At 49.6% G+C, this 16,076-nt stretch carries 14 protein-coding genes and 1 pseudogene; 2 read left to right on the top strand and 13 right to left on the bottom strand.

All coding sequences use genetic code 11. The features are described 5' to 3' along the window. Window positions 1-4: 4 nt before the first annotated feature. Window positions 5-853 carry a DUF1989 domain-containing protein gene (locus tag CQ002_RS20900; RefSeq protein WP_069022469.1) on the bottom strand — a complete coding sequence of 283 codons (849 nt, stop codon included), beginning with the start codon at window positions 851-853 and terminating at the stop codon, window positions 5-7. A gap of 15 nt (window positions 854-868) precedes the next feature. Further along, window positions 869-1,513, bottom strand: a complete 645-nt coding sequence (locus CQ002_RS20905; protein ID WP_098467658.1) for a GntR family transcriptional regulator — start codon at window positions 1,511-1,513, stop codon at window positions 869-871. A 133-nt stretch (window positions 1,514-1,646) separates the two neighbouring features. Between CQ002_RS20905 and CQ002_RS20910 the strand changes: the two genes are divergently transcribed. Then, window positions 1,647-2,225 carry a TetR/AcrR family transcriptional regulator gene (locus CQ002_RS20910; protein ID WP_105161864.1) on the top strand — a complete coding sequence of 193 codons (579 nt, stop codon included), beginning with the start codon at window positions 1,647-1,649 and terminating at the stop codon, window positions 2,223-2,225. 19 nt (window positions 2,226-2,244) lie between these two features. On the opposite strand, the gene CQ002_RS20915 is transcribed toward CQ002_RS20910, so the two are convergent. The 4 genes and pseudogenes from CQ002_RS20915 to CQ002_RS28960 form a co-directional block, all read right to left on the bottom strand. Further along, a complete protein-coding gene (locus CQ002_RS20915; RefSeq protein ID WP_105161863.1) occupies window positions 2,245-2,577 on the bottom strand; it encodes a helix-hairpin-helix domain-containing protein in 333 nt (110 codons plus the stop codon). A gap of 264 nt (window positions 2,578-2,841) precedes the next feature. Further along, window positions 2,842-3,819, bottom strand: a complete 978-nt coding sequence (locus tag CQ002_RS20920; protein ID WP_105161862.1) for a GDP-L-fucose synthase — start codon at window positions 3,817-3,819, stop codon at window positions 2,842-2,844. A 1-nt stretch (window position 3,820) separates the two neighbouring features. Next, window positions 3,821-4,945: a GDP-mannose 4,6-dehydratase gene (gmd, locus tag CQ002_RS20925; RefSeq protein ID WP_105161861.1), complete on the bottom strand. Its 1,125-nt coding sequence runs from the start codon at window positions 4,943-4,945 to the stop codon at window positions 3,821-3,823. A gap of 2 nt (window positions 4,946-4,947) precedes the next feature. Beyond that, window positions 4,948-5,553 (bottom strand): annotated as a pseudogene (locus tag CQ002_RS28960) (GDP-mannose 4,6-dehydratase). A 626-nt stretch (window positions 5,554-6,179) separates the two neighbouring features. Between CQ002_RS28960 and CQ002_RS20940 the strand changes: the two are divergent. After that, on the top strand, window positions 6,180-7,289 hold the full coding sequence (locus CQ002_RS20940; RefSeq protein WP_105161859.1) for an acyltransferase: 1,110 nt from the start codon (window positions 6,180-6,182) through the stop codon (window positions 7,287-7,289). A 228-nt stretch (window positions 7,290-7,517) separates the two neighbouring features. On the opposite strand, the gene CQ002_RS20945 is transcribed toward CQ002_RS20940, so the two are convergent. The 7 genes from CQ002_RS20945 to CQ002_RS20975 all read right to left on the bottom strand — a co-directional run bounded on the left by CQ002_RS20945 (window position 7,518) and on the right by CQ002_RS20975 (window position 15,962). Beyond that, the gene (locus CQ002_RS20945) at window positions 7,518-9,512 is read right to left on the bottom strand and encodes a nucleoside-diphosphate sugar epimerase/dehydratase (protein ID WP_105163108.1); all 1,995 of its coding nucleotides are present in this window, start codon (window positions 9,510-9,512) and stop codon (window positions 7,518-7,520) included. A gap of 107 nt (window positions 9,513-9,619) precedes the next feature. Then, the gene (locus tag CQ002_RS20950) at window positions 9,620-10,630 is read right to left on the bottom strand and encodes a glycosyltransferase family 4 protein (protein ID WP_105161858.1); all 1,011 of its coding nucleotides are present in this window, start codon (window positions 10,628-10,630) and stop codon (window positions 9,620-9,622) included. A gap of 41 nt (window positions 10,631-10,671) precedes the next feature. Continuing rightward, window positions 10,672-11,628, bottom strand: coding sequence for an NAD-dependent epimerase/dehydratase family protein (locus CQ002_RS20955; protein ID WP_105161857.1), 957 nt, complete (start codon window positions 11,626-11,628; stop codon window positions 10,672-10,674). A gap of 1 nt (window position 11,629) precedes the next feature. Next, entirely contained in the window at window positions 11,630-12,730 is a 1,101-nt protein-coding gene (locus CQ002_RS20960) for a glycosyltransferase family 4 protein (RefSeq protein WP_105161856.1), read from the bottom strand. Continuing rightward, entirely contained in the window at window positions 12,727-13,761 is a 1,035-nt protein-coding gene (gene galE / locus CQ002_RS20965; protein ID WP_105161855.1) for a UDP-glucose 4-epimerase GalE, read from the bottom strand. The genes CQ002_RS20960 and galE overlap by 4 nt, the downstream gene beginning before the upstream one ends. 19 nt (window positions 13,762-13,780) lie before the next feature. Further along, complete coding sequence (locus tag CQ002_RS20970; protein ID WP_158260144.1) at window positions 13,781-14,551, bottom strand: glycosyltransferase; 771 nt, start codon at window positions 14,549-14,551, stop codon at window positions 13,781-13,783. A 1-nt stretch (window position 14,552) separates the two neighbouring features. After that, a complete protein-coding gene (locus tag CQ002_RS20975) occupies window positions 14,553-15,962 on the bottom strand; it encodes a mannose-1-phosphate guanylyltransferase/mannose-6-phosphate isomerase (RefSeq protein ID WP_105161853.1) in 1,410 nt (469 codons plus the stop codon). Window positions 15,963-16,076: the final 114 nt, after the last annotated feature.

Below are 16,076 nucleotides of genomic sequence, written 5' to 3' on the forward strand. Positions count from 1 at the left end.
GGGGTTACTCCCAAGCCGCCTTGGCAATATGCAAACCGTGCTGCCCCTTGTAGGCAGCACGCTCAGGCTGGCTCCAGCCCTTCAGCAGCTCATCCTCCAGCTTATAGATCTCAACCCCCAGCGGGCGGCACACCGTCAGCGGATCCTGTGCATCCGGCCCCCACATCGGCAACGACAGATCCCCGCCCGGGCACGTCGACAGCGCGCACAACACATCAATTTCGGCAAAAAACTCCAAGTAGTCGCCCTTTTGTGCCGGGCAGGCTTTCATGAAGTACATATCGTCGTGATTGAGGCCCGTGCACTGGAAAATATTCAGCACGTCATGCACGTCGAATTCCGTCAGGCCGTGGGGTAACACCGCGCGCGTCAGGTTCGAGTGGCAATGGTGATGGAAGTCTTCACCGGTGAGCATGCGGTTCACATAGGGATCGCAACGGGTACCGAGTAAATCGTGCAGGCGACCGCCGTGCTCATCGATACCGTAACCGGCCAGGCTGTCGTCGGTGATCGTCACCAACGGCCGCAGAAAGGGCAGGTTCGACCACAAGCGGTCATGGGTGCTGACATGCGCGCCTTGCAACTGACGCGTACGCGCCGCCCACAAACGCTCGCGTGGGTCGTTGGCGTTCCACACATTGAAGTCACCCACCTGTGGCCCCACCGGCGTGGTGACCCGGAACACATGACCGGCCGGCACCTTCCACGCCCTGCCCGTGCGAATCGGTACCTCGAAGCTTTCAACGAGCGTGCGCTGGTCAGCCCGATCACGGATACGCTCGTAGAACGCCGTATCCACCTGCAACGCCGAACCTTTGCTGACCTGGTAAGCGGCCGGATAGTCTTTGTACATGGTGCAGATCCTCAATCAGGGGTGGTTGAACAAGGCTAACGACAGGCGTTCCGAATCATCCAGGTACAGGCTCATCGCCTCCCCTGCAGCCGGTTTATCCTGCTGGACCAATAACGTGTAAATCTCGCGATCACGCTCCAACCAGGGCGACTGGAAGCGTTGCTCGTCGGGCGCAGCGCAAAACACCAGGCGTAGCTGGGCGATCACCTGGGCAAAAAACTCATCGAACAAGGGACTGCGCATCAAGCTGACGATTTGTTGGTGAAACACCAGGCTGTGAGTCGCGACCGCACGCCAGTCTTCGCGCTCACGGGCCAGGGTGGTGGCGTCAATGGCGTTTTGCATACGCGCGGATTGATCCTCAGCCAGAGGACCGCTTTGGGCGATGGCCTGCAACTCCAGGGTGCGACGGACCACAAACAAATCACGCACTTCCTCTCGTGCCAGCCGACGGACCATGACGCCCTTGTTGCGCACATAACGGGTCAGCCCTTCCTGGCCCAGCCGGTGCAGCGCTTCGCGGATCGTGTTGCGCGAAGCGTTGTAGGCTTTTACCAGCTCCACTTCGACCAACGGCATGCCCGGCAACAGCCGCCCGCCGATAATGTCGGCACGAAGCTCCAGCGCAATCTGGTCGGCTAAAGACAAGCTGAGCGTCATGGTTACCTCACGATTGTTGAACAATCCTCTACGGATAGGTAATCACTTTTTATGCCAATTCCACCGCCTAGGCCGTGTGTGTGTGAAACGCTTCGAGTGGGTTAACCTTGACGCCTGTCACCGAGGCCGCCCTATGCGTTATTCATCCGACCATAAAGCCCAGACCCACCAACGCATCATCAAGGAAGCCTCCGTACGCTTTCGCCGCGACGGAATCGGCGCCACCGGCTTGCAGCCGCTGATGAGGGCACTGAACCTGACGCACGGCGGGTTCTACGCGCATTTCAAATCCAAGGGCGAGCTGGTGGAAAAGGCGCTGCAGGCCGCAGCTGCCGAGTTGGATGCTCATTGCGAAATGCTCTTCAGCCAGGAACGGCCACTGGAAGGGTTTATTGATAGCTACCTGTCGGCGTGGCACCTGAACTCGCCGGCTGAAGGCTGCCCATTGCCGACCATGTCTTCGGAGCTAGGGCTGAGAGGCCAGCAAAGTGCGACGACAGATGCGGTGCTCGACGCTCGGATCCAGCAGATTGAAACCGCCCTGGGCGATAGAAAGACCGATGCACAAGGCCTGGTGATGATGTCAACGCTGGTAGGTGCTTTGGTGCTGGCGCGAAGTGTTAAAGACAAGGCACTGGCGCGACGAATCATGGACGTGGTGCGGGCCAGCGTGAAAACCCAGGTTTCAGAAACTGAAAAAGCCGGTCAGTGACCGGCCTCCCCTTATTGGCTTAGTTGATTACAAGCCTGCCGCGGTTCTTCTCTAGCAAAGCCTTGCCAATCCCCTTCACTTCCAACAACTCATCCACCGCCGTGAACGGACCATTGCTTTCGCGGTAGGCAATGATCGCCTTGGCTTTGGCAGCACCAATGCCGAACAAATCGCGACGCAGGGTTTCGGCGTCGGCCGCGTTCAAATTGACCTTCGCAGACTGCTCAGCCATGGGCATCTGGGCGGTGATAGGAGTGGCTGCTTCGGCCTTGATGGACGGGGCTGCGGTGGTGGTGACGGAGAGAGTGGTGAGGAAGGCGAAGACTAAGGAGGTGAGGTAGGTGTTTTGCATTGTGACGCTCCATGACATGCGTAAGAGAAAAGCAGCTTTTCCGAAGCTGCTTTTCTAACTTAGGCGATGGTGGGGATTCGTCAAAAATGCTTGAGTAACAGAGTGTTAAATCGGTCGCGGTAGGAGTGGCAATCGAATGCCATAGCACGGATCAGTACCTGCGGAATTAGTCCCTGCAAGCGCAAAAAACGCTCTGGCAAAAAGTTGAGACGTGAAAGGAACGAACTGGATGATTGCTGAAGCAACCACCCATGCGATGTGCCGCTACCGCGAGCGGACATCTAAAGCATTCTCGAAAAACCAGGCATATGCGTTCCGAAGTCCGTCTTCAAGGCTGATTGTCGCTTGCCAACCTAACTGCTGTAGTCGGGAGACATCCATCAACTTCCTTGGTGCGCCGTCCGGCTTGCTTGCGTCGAAGATCAGACGACCTTTGAACCCGGTGACATTGGCAATGGTTTGAGCAAGTTCGCGGATAGTGCAATCTTCCCCTGTACCTACGTTGATGTGAGATAGCATTGGCTGAGTATGGGCTTGATACTGCTCAGGGTTCAGCTCCATGATATGAACGGACGCACTAGCCATATCATCGACGTGCAAAAACTCACGCATTGGCGATCCACTACCCCAGATCACCACTTCTTCTACATCCTGTTCAACGGCATCGTGGAAGCGACGAAGAAGGGCGGGAATGACGTGGGAGTTCTCCGGATGGAAGTTGTCGTTCGGCCCATACAAATTGGTAGGCATGGCGCTACGGTAATCACGGCCATATTGACGGTTGTAGCTTTCACAGAGTTTGATCCCGGCGATTTTTGCAATCGCGTAAGGCTCATTGGTAGGCTCAAGCACCCCGGTCAACAAAGCCTCCTCAGCCATTGGCTGCGGGACCTTAACTGGGTAGATACATGAAGAGCCTAAAAACAGCAATTTCTGCACATCATGTTGATGCGCCGCGTGAACAATATTTGCCTGCATAATCAGGTTTTCGTAGATAAACTCTGCTGGATAGGCGTTATTGGCATGAATGCCACCCACCTTTGCAGCCGCCATATAGACCTGCTCAATCTTGCTCTCCGCAAAAAAAGACGTTACCGAGTGTTGGTCTAGGAGATTCAATTGAGACCTGTCCCGAGTCACAATGTTCGTATAGCCCAACGCCTGCAGGCGTCGGACGATGGCAGAGCCAACCATTCCCTTATGGCCGGCGACAAAAACACACTCGCTCGACTGGCGTGACATCCTAGTTCTCCAGCGACACTGGCAGGTCGTAACCATGATTCTTCAACAGCGCATGACGCTGGGCGACTTTAAGATCTTCACGAACCATTTCGGCACACATTTCCTGTGCGGTAATTTCCGGGAACCAGCCCAGCTTGGTTCTCGCTTTGGTCGGATCGCCAAGTAGAGTTTCAACCTCTGCAGGACGAAAGTAGCGAGGGTCAACGCGAACCAGTGTGTCACCCACCTTGAGTGCCGGGGCCTTGTCGCCATCTATGGATTCAATAATGCCTCGCTCATCCACGCCGGCTCCTTCAAAACGCAGGGTGATGCCGAGTTCTGCGGCAGACCAGCGAATGAAGTCACGAACAGAATATTGTACGCCGGTCGCTATCACAAAATCTTCAGGAGTATCTTGCTGCAGCATCATCCACTGCATGCGAACGTAATCTTTGGCATGCCCCCAATCGCGCAGCGCATCCATGTTACCCATGTATAAACACTGTTCAAGACCCTGTGCAATATTTGCAAGGCCGCGAGTGATTTTGCGGGTCACGAATGTCTCACCGCGTCGCGGAGATTCGTGGTTGAACAAAATCCCGTTGCAAGCATGCATGCCATAGGCTTCACGGTAGTTGACTACTATCCAATAAGCGTAAAGTTTTGCCACCGCATACGGCGAGCGCGGATAGAAAGGTGTTGTTTCTTTTTGAGGGGTTTCTTGTACCAGTCCGTAAAGTTCTGAGGTCGAAGCTTGGTAGAACCGGGTTTTCTTTTCCAGCCCGAGCAGTCGAATCGCTTCAAGGATACGTAAAGTTCCCATCGCATCGACATCGGCGGTGTATTCCGGCGACTCGAAGCTTACGGCTACGTGGGACTGCGCGCCTAAGTTGTAGACCTCATCAGGCTGTACTTCCTGAATGATTCGGGTCAGGTTAGACGAGTCGGACAAGTCACCGTAGTGAAGGATAAAGCGTTGGTTATCGACATGAGGATCCTGGTAGATGTGATCAACGCGCTGGGTGTTGAACGACGACGCGCGTCGTTTAATACCATGGACTTCATAGCCTTTTTCCAACAACAACTCAGCCAGATAGGAGCCGTCCTGGCCGGTGATCCCGGTAATAAGCGCTTTCTTCAGGGTCATGTCTACGTCCTAGAATTCTTTGAATGTGTAATTAAATTGCATTTAGCATACTGGCAATGACACTGATCGTGGTCGACTGAGCCTTCTGTCCCAATACCAATTAGGCCGTGGTCGGGTCCATACGACTGGTCAGCATATCTGTGGTCGAAAAATTCCTGCGATTGGTAGAAATGCTCCTTCCAGTCGAGGCCCAGCTGTGTGAATGCTGCAGCAACGAATGCTTCCGGTGTGTGGGCCTGGCCTGCATCTGTCCTGAAATTACTCGTCTCATTGCACTGCAACATGCGCCAAATAGCATCGACATGCTCTGACGCCGCTCCTCGGTCACGTGCAATATCCAGACGTCCAGGCGTCCAGGCGTCAATGGCTCCCCCCCAAACCTGCTGCAATACGGTTGGCCGTAGTTACGAGGCGTTGCGTAACAAACCGGGGTGGCGTAATTCAGATTCGTGATTGAACAGGATACCTATACTCGGGGAAGGATTATAAGCCTCACGATAATGATCGACCAGCCAGAAAGCTGAGGATTTAGCCAACGCGTAAGGGTTGGACATGGTACGTGGTGTTTCCGGAGGCGGGTTGGCCGTCCATTTAGCCGAAAATCGCATAAGCCCGCCTAGTGAACGCGGATTGGCTGCTCCGGCGCAGGCTGACCTCAAGCATATTCAACACTTCCATCTGGAGCAAATGGAACTCTGGTACTGAACAACCAGTTCTGCGGGAATTTGGGACCTCGCTTCCAAGCCTAACAAATGGCATTTCGATTGAACTGACCCGATGAATCGTTGAGGTGAAGCACTCCAGATGTGAGCAAGCTCACCCACCACCAACGAGATGGCAAGTGACTGGAAAAAACTCCACCGGATGAATTCTTCGGGCTTCTGGAAGAAACGCATCAGATCGAAGGAGTGTTTTGCAACCGAAATTATCCGGCACCGCTTGCCCGTACGCTGGTTATCTGCTCGAGCTGGCAGGTGTGCTCCTAATACGGTGACATTTGGAGAGGATCACTCGTTCTGGGACGGTCAAGCCGCTGCATGGTCCTGTGGACTAGGTGACGCATCTGAAGATGAAGCCAACTTAAGTCGTGGAGGCACATAGCCAAGGTTTCTTAGATTGATCGACCGGCCAACTCTGCCCGTTTTGAGGCGCAAAAAACAAGACATGGCTGAAAGCATCGTGCTTACCCATTTTGGTATAAGATACGCATTATCTAAAATAGTGGATAGCACGGATGATTTGGCCTTCAAAGTCTTACGGTGACACCGACTTCATCACTGGCATGAGGGCATTTGCAGCCATGGCGGTAATCTTAATTCATTCAGGTGGGGCTGGATTAAGAGAGTTCGGTGAGTCTGGAAATACACTGGTCACGCTGGGTCGCTCTGGAGTATATGTTTTTTTCGTTATATCTGGATTCAGTGTAGCCCAGTCATTCATGGCATCTAGAGGGTTCGTAGATTACCTCAATAAGAGATTATGGAGAATTGCTCCTTTATACTACTTTTGGCTTTTTCTAGCCATATTACTTTCCGTAACGTCCGTCTATTGGCAAGAAAGATTTAATGTTGTCGTTGATTTCTACAACATAATTATGCACATGAGCTTCCTAAGTGTTTTTGATTATCGAATAACAAATACTATACTTGGGGTTGAATGGTCTATAGCGATTGAGGTTTTCTGGTATTTATTTGTGCCACTATTACTTGTACTTTGCAAAACAAAGCCATCAATGGCTGTAATGATCATTTTAAGCGCGGCCATCTACCTCATCGCAGATAAAAACTCAAATAAACTGCCTATGCTCGCTGGTGATGCAGAGCTGGCCGTTTACTGGAGCCCGCTACCGTTCCTATTTTCGTTTTGCCTGGGAATCGCCGCATATAGATTACGGCCTGAGTTGCCGAAAACCAAGTTGATTGGTGATATTGTATTTCTTATAGCATCTCTATCCATATTAACTTACGTTATGCGTCCTGGACTAATCACATATTTTACCCAGGGTGATTTTATATATATGTCATTTCTTACGTTTTTTGTGATAGTTTTCGGCACATCAAAAAGCACCTTTTATGCGTTAACATTCGAGAATCGACTGTCCGTTGGCTTGGGTGCAATTAGCTTTGGATTGTACCTGGCTCATATGCCGGTGCTAATACTTCTAGAGCGCTTTGCATCTGATTATTTTGTTAACAATAAGCTTGTATTTTTCCTGCTTGTCTCTTGCTCCACAATTCTCGTATCGCTAATCACTTACCACACCATTGAGTTACCATTCAGTAGAGTCGGAAAGAAAATTTTTGAAAATCGCCTTTTCTCAAAAAATAAGCGGTCGCGTGCTTGAAATTAAAAAGCTCAATAATTTTTAGGCACACGATGAGCGATTTTATCTTTTAGAAAAGGGGGCATCAAGTTCTGCCGCCCACCGTTCCCATCGATTTAAAATCAAGCATGACCTAATTATAAATCGTCAAAACAGGCAAATAGACAGTGCAAACGCTTAAGAGCGAGAATGAAACTTTTCGCTCAAAGCAAATGTCGTATCGCCTGTTAATTATCAACAATATAGCACCTACGGCTCAAAACGACGCTGCTGATAAATCCAATCAACAATTTCCCCATCGGGCGCATAGCCGCTAACTGTTTCACGTAGTATCTGTCGAACACGAGAATAGTCATCTTTTTCAACCGCCAACAGCAATTCAGCGAGTTTGATCTTAAGCACTTCCCAATTTAGGTAGTCTTCGTTGGCCCTCATAATCATCGGGTGCTGCGTTGCGACGACGTTGTCACCAATGAGCAGCTCTTCGTAAAGCTTTTCGCCAGGTCGCAAACCAGAGAATTCAATTGAAATATCTCCGTGAGGTTTTTTCTCTGAGCGAACGCTCAAACCGGAAAGGTGAATCATCTTTTCGGCCAGTTCGATAATTTTTACAGGTTCACCCATATCCAAAACAAAAACATCCCCGCCTTGCCCCAACGAACCTGCTTGGATCACTAATTGAGCAGCTTCAGGGATCGTCATGAAGTAACGCGTGATTTTAGGATGGGTGACAGTGAGGGGGCCTCCCGACTTAATCTGCTTATAAAACAACGGAATAACCGAACCAGAAGAGCCAAGAACATTTCCAAAACGAACCATTGTGAAGCGTGTTTTATTGACCCGCGAAATATTAGAGTTCTCCCCGAACAATACAGGAGCCAATTCTTGGCTGAGCGCTTGCAGTGTCAACTCAGCTAAGCGTTTTGTACTGCCCATGACGTTAGTTGGACGAACCGCTTTATCAGTTGAGATTAGTACAAAGTTCGCCACTCCAGCCTGCAACGCTGCTTGAGCAGTATTGAGTGTTCCAATAACATTATTTAGCACACCCTCTGCGATATTGTGCTCAACCATAGGTACATGCTTATATGCAGCAGCATGATAGACCGTGTCAACGTGCCAACTTTTCATAACGTCGACTAATTTTTTCTCATTACGCACAGAGCCTAAGATTGGAAGCAGCTTAACGGGTAAAGACTCTCGGACAATACGTAACTCGAGCTCGGATAAAATGCTATATAAGTTAAACTCACTGTGTTCGAACAACAACAATGTTGTGGGGTGCAAATTCAGTATCTGTCGACAAAGTTCAGAGCCGATTGAGCCGCCTGCGCCTGTTACCAATACACACTGTCCCTTAATGCAACGCTCCAACAACTCTCCCTGGGCCGGCACCGCGTCACGGCCAAGTAAATCCGCGATATCAACTTCCTGAATGTCATCTACTTTCACTCGCCCACTGGCAAGATCCATAAACCCAGGGACACTGCGAACGTGTAGTGGAAAACCTTCGAGAAAGCCCAATATTTCCCGTCTACGGGCGCGATTTGAGGAGGGAATTGCAAGTAAAATTTCTTGGGCACCTGTCGCATCAATCATGCGACTAATATGTTTTGGCTTATATACCTGCAGGCCGGAAATCACTCGATCAGAAATACTGGCATCGTCGTCAATGAAAGCAACTGGGCGCATGACTCGCCCCATACGCAATGCTGCAACCAACTGATTACCAGCAGCGCCCGCACCGTAGATAGCAACTCTAGGCAAACCATCCTCGCGGTTAGTAAAAGGCATATGCTGGGCCGCAGCAAACCAATCACCAAGAAAATACTGACGCATTGCCAAGCGTAGCCCACCCACTAAGATCAAGCTAAGCCACCAGTAGTTAAAAACAATTGATCGGGGAACCACATTCTGGTGGTTACTGTACCAATAGACAACTACGCCGAGAATCAACGACGACAAACTGACAGCCTTGATAATCGCTATAAGTGCGTCATTACCAAAATAGCGCATAACGGCGCGGTACATACCAAAGCGTATAAAAAGCGGAATCGCTACGATAGGTGCGGTTAAAAACAACCAAAAGTGCGTTGTAAAGGGATTGATCAATTCATCCAAGCCCAACCGCACCAGAAACGCCATCCATAGCGCGATCCACACCAGCAAAATATCAGCAGCGACTTGCAATACGCGCTTTTGCCTACGCGGTAGGTTCAGCAAAAATGCCCTGATTTTATCCATCATCTCCAGCACCCTACTAAGCTCCTGCCTCTAACATAAAAGGCAATTGATTCCCTTTGAGCCGATATCTCGACTGTCATCCAAAAAAGATAAATTCGGTCAAGGCATTAACAATCTGTACCAGCGCGATACTTATAAGCTAAAACCATCAACGGTAGATAAGCGATAATAACACCCAGTAGGCCGTTTAGCGCAAAAACAGATATACAGATAGCAATTGGCAATAGCCAAAATAGATTAATTGCGGCAACAGCCATAGTCACCGAAAAATGACTACCAGTATTGCGCGCAGCGTGCTGATAAGCATGACTCCGATGAGCTTCATACACACGATGTCCCCGCAACATGCGAGAAAATAGAGTCGTCGTTGCATCGACTACAAATACGCCCAACAGAACCAACCAAACCCAAAAAAAGACCGGACTTTTCCAAGCAGCATAGAGGGAGAGAACTCCCATCGTTACTCCCAAAAATCCGCTACCTGCGTCACCCATAAATATACGCGCCGGTGGAAAATTCCAGACAAGGAACCCGCTGACCGCCATTGCTAAGAGTAAAGGTGGGCCGATTAAATCTGTAAAACCAGTCAACCAGTAGATAATACAAATACCTACACAAGTGCAGATAGCTTCTGCGCTTGCGAGTCCATCTATACCATCCATAAAATTATATAAATTCAACAACCACACAAGGTAGAAGGCAGACAAAATCCCGCCGAACCATTGCAGATCAACCACCCCTCCCCAGTACTCCAGGGGGGGTAGCCCACCCAGCCAGTACAATGCCCACGAGGCGCATACGAAATGTCCAAGTAGCCTCCAACGAGCGGCAATATGACCATGATCATCAAGAAAGCCTAGGGCTGCGACACCCATGCCAGTTCCGAGCAGGGACCAGATCAGTTGCCAATCCGTCCCCCCGGTTACGCCGAAGAGAGGTACGAACAGCAAAAAAATCAGCACTATCGCCACTCCACCGCCTCTGGGCGTGGGAACCGAGTGCGAACTGCGCGAATTGGGAACATCGATGAGGCTTCGACTAATTGCGTACCGGCGGATACCGCCAGTCAACAATGCGGACAAAAAGACAACGAGAGGAGATAAAAGCCACACACTCATAAAAAAGGCACGTCCTTGGAGCTACAGAAAGTTAACTTGCATCATGACCTTAACGCCAAGAACTCGCGACCACATTTTTGCAGTGCAAGCTCGGGAAGCAGCGGCGGAACCCATTCAAGCAGAGAGATGGCTTTGCTTGAGTCAATCGTCAAAGACTCGCATAACTGTGTATACATACCCTGCCTGCCAATCAGACTCGCCCCCCATCGCATCAACACCGGCGGACAAGGAAGCAAACGGGTTTGCAATCCCATCCCGACGGCCAGGTGCGCAATGATCTCGGGGGTAGACAGCGCTACGCCATCAGAAATCAAAAATAACTGATTCGCAGCGGTTGACTGAGTGATGCATTGGCGCAAAAAATGCACCAGATTTTCTAGCGAGATCATGCTTCTTGAGTTATTCACCGAAGCAAAAGGCAAAGGCACACCGGATGATACCAATTTAAGCAGTCGCCCGAAGTTCCCCGGAGCCTGAGGTCCATAGACGAGTGGGGGCCGCACAATCACCCACTCCATCGCAGAGCCCTCTGCAATCTGACGTAATGCGTGCTCAGCCTCTAGTTTGGAAACGGCATAGGCTGCATGCGGTGCGGGGGTAGAGACTTCGCTAAATGGTTTATCGATGGTTCGAGCACCATTGACACCAATCGAGCTAATCAGGATGAATCGCTTCACTCCGGCATCACATGCTTGTCGGGCAAGCGAGATGGTTCCCTCAACATTCACAGATCTAAACTTTGCCAGAGAGTCAGAGTCGGCCTCGCCCATGACATGCGCCCGGCCGGCCAAGTGGACAACTACGTCCACACCTGCAAGCGCAGGTCTCCAATTAGTCTCATCGTTAATGTCCCCAATGACTACAGCGTCCACACTAAACTCGCCGCAAAGCTGAGAGGTACGCAGCGCTGCCACTACATCAATACTTTCAAGACCTGTGCACGCGCCAATCAAACTGCGGCCGACAAATCCAGTGGCTCCGGTTACTAGAACACGCATATCACACCTTGGTCACGTCCGAATAAACGCTTATTGTTCGCTGAAGCATCAACTCAAAGGTGAAATTACTAAGAAATCTAGTCCTACCCATGCCCCCCATCTTGGAACGCAAATCCCGCGAGCCGATTAAAGTACTCAATGCGGACACCAGGCCATCATGATCATGTTTATCGACCAATATTCCTGTCTCCTGCTGTGCGACTGCCTCTGGAACGCCACCTACACGTGAAGCGATCACCGGCAAGCCAGTACGCATTGCCTCCAGCACGGTCAATGGCAGCCCCTCCCAATTTGAAATGAGGCAGAAAACGTCAGATTTAGACAAGCGCTCAGAAACATCAGAACAAGCCCCCGCAAAATAAAATCTATCTTCTAAACCTAGTTCGGAGACAAGGTTTTTGACTTCTGGCATAGTGGGGCCGTCGCCTACGAACTCCATAGCCCAATCACTGCGAGGCAATGACGCCAAGGCACGTACCAAAAACACATGATCTTTTGGGGCGTCAAATCTAGCGACCATTATGAGACGAGTTACCTTCGAAGGTCCCGTAACAGAAGCCTCTTCAGTTACCGAAGGCATTCCATTATGAATCGTGACAATTAGATCTTCCGCGCCCACGCCTGACCTAAGCGCCAAAGAACGATCATAGTCAGATACAGTAATAATTTTGCTTGTGAAATTTGCAACCAGACGCTCAATACAACGATACAAAATGCGCCGCGACGTGGCAACGCCTTCGGTAAATGCCCAACCATGCGCTGTAAACACACACGGTATGGACAACGTTTTTGCAACCAAACGCCCCACTATTCCAGCCTTCGAAGAATGCGCATGAATAAGGTCGGGTTTCCACTCCAACACAATGCGCCGAAATTCAACATAAAAGCGAAAATCACTGATAACGCTTAAGGGGCGTACTAGATGCACCGCGGAAAAGCATCTAAGCCCCCGCTCTCTGGCCTTTTCAATAAAAATACCGTGGCCACCTACAACGATGGCTACTTCATGCCCTGCTTCTTGAACGCCATTGGCGAGATCAAGAAGATGAACGCTCGCCCCACCAATAACATCGGAACGGGTGATAACGTATAAAACTTTCACTTTTCTTCCTCCCCATCATAACCTTGAGGATTAAGAGTTTGCCAACGCCAAGAATCTACAACCATTGCATTCAAATCCAACGATGCGACCCAGTCTAGGTCTCTCTTTGCTTTCGACGGATCTGACCAGCACTCAGCCAAATCACCGGACCGACGCGCAAGAAACTGAAAAGGTATATCTACTTGGCTGACTGTGGAGAAAGCGCTGATTACCTCTAATACTGAATAGCCTTTTCCGGTACCTAAATTCCACAAGAAGCACCCGCTATGCTTTTGAAGATAGCTTAACGCTGCCAAATGTCCCTTTGCCAGGTCCACTACGTGGATATAATCTCTAATACCTGTACCATCCGGAGTGGGGTAATCATTCCCAAAAACAGAAACGGAAGGACGTATACCAACAGCTACTTGGCTGATATAAGGGAATAAATTGTTAGGCGCGCCCTTGGGATGCTCCCCTATCAATCCGCTCATGTGAGCACCGACAGGATTGAAGTAACGTAGAACCGCAATGGCCCATCGAGGGTCAGAATGAGCCAAGTCAAGCAACATCTGCTCGACCATCAATTTGGAGCGCCCATAAGGGTTAGTGGGTGAAGCGCCACGCGAGTCTTCCCGGAGGGGCATTTCATAAGACTGCCCATACACCGTAGCCGAAGAGCTAAATACTAAATTAAAAACACTCATCCTAGCCATGACTTGGCAAAGCACTATCGAACCAAGCACGTTATTACTATAATATTTTAAAGGCTTTTCAACGCTTTCCCCTACGGCTTTGACGCCTGCGAAATGAATCACAAAATCAATCGTATAGGTGTTGAATAGCTTAGTAAGTAACTCAGCGTCGCAGACACTTCCCTCAAAGAAGACGGGGGAAATACCAGTAATATTTTTGATCCTGACCAGCACCTCACTTGAACTATTACTAAGGTCATCGAGTACCACAACCTGATACCCCACCTGAAGACATTCAACAATTGTGTGAGAACCGATATAACCAGCCCCTCCAGTAATTAAAACCGTTTTCAAGATGCCCCCCTAAAACCCAAAACTATTTTTTTGATTTTAAAAAAACTTTAAATATCGATAAAAATACACCTAGGAGCCTCTTAACACTAGGCTCAATCAGAAACTCCCTCAAAAAATATGAAGAAACTTCGGCGTAAGCTTGACGACTACCCTTCGATTGAAAATCAGAAATTCTGTAGTCAATCATTGGAAATGATGTAAATATGCATTTCACATCGGCACGCTTGGCTAACCGTATCCAAAGATCATAATCTTCACTTTGAAAACCGCCCAAGTACCCTCTCGCAGAAAGAATAAGGTCCTTCTTGATTGTGATAGCCGGATGAACAAAAGGGTTTGAGTAATTAATTTTTGAGCGCCAATCTTGCTCTCCCATCACACGAGAACCAACGACCTTACCGGTTGCATCAATAACTCGGCAAGATCCAGCGACAATATCCGCACCTGGATTCTGTTGAATAATTTTGTACGTCTCTGCAAGTCGATCAACATGACAAACATCATCACTATCAAATCTGACTATGTACTTACCGATAGCACTATTGACGCCAAAATTCAAATTAAATGATAGCTGACCTATTTCTGTACGAAATAGTAAAATTCTCGAATCTTTCAACGTAGCAACAAATTCATATAACTCATCTGAGCACCGATTCAAGACGATCACAAATTCAAACCGGGTATAACTTTGCGCCAAAACACTTTCAATCGCCTGATGAATATAACCATCATCACGATTGCAACACATTACAACACTGAAAAACGGCCGCTGCTGATCGTCAAACTCTTGCATCTCAACACCGCCCGTAGTGATCCGAAAATCGGACAATATCATCCTCCCCGAGATAAGAACCCGATTGCACCTCAATAAGCTCAAGCGGTATGACACCGGGATTTTCGAGTGCGTGGACGCCACCTATTGGTATGTAGGTGGATTGGTTTTCAGTCACGAGGTAGGTCCGTTCCCCATTTGTGACTTTTGCAGTACCACTGACGACGATCCAATGCTCAGCACGATGGTGATGCATTTGCACAGAGAGTTTGTGCCCTGGTTTAACCGTTATTCTTTTTACTTGGTAGCGCAAACCACTATCAATAGCATCATAGACTCCCCAAGGTCTATATACCTCACGATGAGATACGTGCTCTTTCCTGCCGTCGGCCTTCAGTTTATCAACTATCTTTTTTACATCCTGAACATGATCTTTATGAGCAACAAGTACAGCGTCTTTGGTTTCTACAACAATAAGATCATTGATACCAACAGTGGACACCAGGCGATTTTCCGAATAAACATAACTGTTTGACGTGTCTACCGAAATCACATCACCCATAAGCAAATTGCCATCTTCGGAACGAGTGCCGGCCTCCCACAACGCCGCCCACGAGCCAATGTCGCTCCAGTTTGCATCGAGTGGAACCATCACAGCTTGCTGAGTTTTCTCCATAACCGCGTAGTCAATGGAGTTATCAGGGCACTGCAAGAATGCTTCTCGATCGACCCGGGTGAAATGCATATCACGTTCCCCCTTTGCCAACGCCTCACGACACCAAAATAGAATATCGGGCTCATAGGCCTCCAGCTCCTCCAAATAACGGCTGGCTCTGAACATGAACATGCCGCTGTTCCAGTAATAACCGCCGTCAGCAAGGTAAACCTGCGCAGTTTCGGCGTCTGGTTTCTCAACAAAACGAGTAACTTCATAACCTCCGTGTCCTACTGAGGAGCCCTGCCGCAGATAGCCATAGCCAGTTTCAGGCCTGGTAGGTGTGATAGCAAAAGCGACCAGCTTACCCGCTCCGGCCAATACCATCGCATTCCGTATCCCATCATGGAAGGCTTCAGTATTTTGAATGAGGTGATCAGCAGCCAAAACCAGAAGCAGGGGATCAGCGCCTTCGGCGGTGGCCTGAAGCGCCGCTAGAGCAATCGCCGGAGCCGTATTTCGGCCCAACGGCTCAAGCAAAATATTAATATTTTCAAGGCCAAGCATGCGTAATTGTTCCGCAGCCAAAAACCTATGCTCCTCATTACAAATCAACTGCGGCGATGCGTGGTCCAGGCCAGCCAACCGATTGATTGTGGCTTGCAGCATGGAAAACTGTGTGTCTACCAGCGGAAGAAACTGCTTTGGGTGAAGCTGACGAGACAAAGGCCACAAGCGAGTGCCCGAACCACCCGCCATGATAATTGGAACAAACATTGATACGTCCTCTGATTACCGTCGAAGAGGCTTAAGACGCCGCATACGAGGTCGAACAGCGTGATGAGCTTGAAATCTTTGGGGCACGCGCCCAATATCGATCATCTGCGAAAA

This window comes from Pseudomonas sp. MYb13 (genome assembly GCF_002980075.1).
In the GTDB taxonomy this organism is placed as follows: domain Bacteria; phylum Pseudomonadota; class Gammaproteobacteria; order Pseudomonadales; family Pseudomonadaceae; genus Aquipseudomonas; species Aquipseudomonas lurida.

Excerpts from the sequence above, each read along its gene's own strand:
- CQ002_RS20900 (WP_069022469.1), bottom strand. The coding sequence starts at position 853 with ATGTACAAAGACTATCCGGCCGCTTACCAGGTCAGCAAAGGTTCGGCG.
- CQ002_RS20905 (WP_098467658.1), bottom strand. The coding sequence starts at position 1,513 with ATGACGCTCAGCTTGTCTTTAGCCGACCAGATTGCGCTGGAGCTTCGT.
- CQ002_RS20910 (WP_105161864.1), top strand. The coding sequence starts at position 1,647 with ATGCGTTATTCATCCGACCATAAAGCCCAGACCCACCAACGCATCATC.
- CQ002_RS20915 (WP_105161863.1), bottom strand. The coding sequence starts at position 2,577 with ATGCAAAACACCTACCTCACCTCCTTAGTCTTCGCCTTCCTCACCACT.
- CQ002_RS20920 (WP_105161862.1), bottom strand. The coding sequence starts at position 3,819 with ATGTCACGCCAGTCGAGCGAGTGTGTTTTTGTCGCCGGCCATAAGGGA.
- gmd (WP_105161861.1), bottom strand. The coding sequence starts at position 4,945 with ATGACCCTGAAGAAAGCGCTTATTACCGGGATCACCGGCCAGGACGGC.
- CQ002_RS20940 (WP_105161859.1), top strand. The coding sequence starts at position 6,180 with ATGATTTGGCCTTCAAAGTCTTACGGTGACACCGACTTCATCACTGGC.
- CQ002_RS20945 (WP_105163108.1), bottom strand. The coding sequence starts at position 9,512 with ATGGATAAAATCAGGGCATTTTTGCTGAACCTACCGCGTAGGCAAAAG.
- CQ002_RS20950 (WP_105161858.1), bottom strand. The coding sequence starts at position 10,630 with ATGAGTGTGTGGCTTTTATCTCCTCTCGTTGTCTTTTTGTCCGCATTG.
- CQ002_RS20955 (WP_105161857.1), bottom strand. The coding sequence starts at position 11,628 with ATGCGTGTTCTAGTAACCGGAGCCACTGGATTTGTCGGCCGCAGTTTG.
- CQ002_RS20970 (WP_158260144.1), bottom strand. The coding sequence starts at position 14,551 with ATGCAAGAGTTTGACGATCAGCAGCGGCCGTTTTTCAGTGTTGTAATG.
- CQ002_RS20975 (WP_105161853.1), bottom strand. The coding sequence starts at position 15,962 with ATGTTTGTTCCAATTATCATGGCGGGTGGTTCGGGCACTCGCTTGTGG.